This is a genomic window from Colwellia sp. BRX10-4 (assembly GCF_014077465.1).
In the GTDB taxonomy this organism is placed as follows: Bacteria; Pseudomonadota; Gammaproteobacteria; order Enterobacterales; family Alteromonadaceae; genus Colwellia_A.
Map to the genome: position 1 here is coordinate 1 of NZ_JACGVZ010000148.1, position 253 is coordinate 253.

Annotated in this window: 1 protein-coding gene; it reads right to left on the bottom strand. The window is 43.9% G+C overall.

Annotated features, from left to right (window positions below; all coding sequences use genetic code 11):
- Nucleotides 1-253 (bottom strand): hypothetical protein (locus H4J67_RS20180; RefSeq protein ID WP_220471685.1); only part of this gene is annotated, 253 nt, incomplete at both ends.

Below are 253 nucleotides of genomic sequence, written 5' to 3' on the forward strand. Positions count from 1 at the left end.
TGAGTTCACCTTCAGCAAGGGTAACCGTATCACCTGCATTGTACGTATTTCCACCAACAGTAAAACTGGTGACAGTTAATGGTCCATCTGCACTTTCTGCATTATCGAGGACATTGCCCGTGGCGGTTGTGTCTTCTGCAACAGAAACAGTTTCACTATCATCACTTAGATCAGACACTGGTGTCACTGAAATTGTTAGTGTAGAGCTCTGTGTATCACCTGCACCGTCAGTAACAATGTAAGTAATTACAGG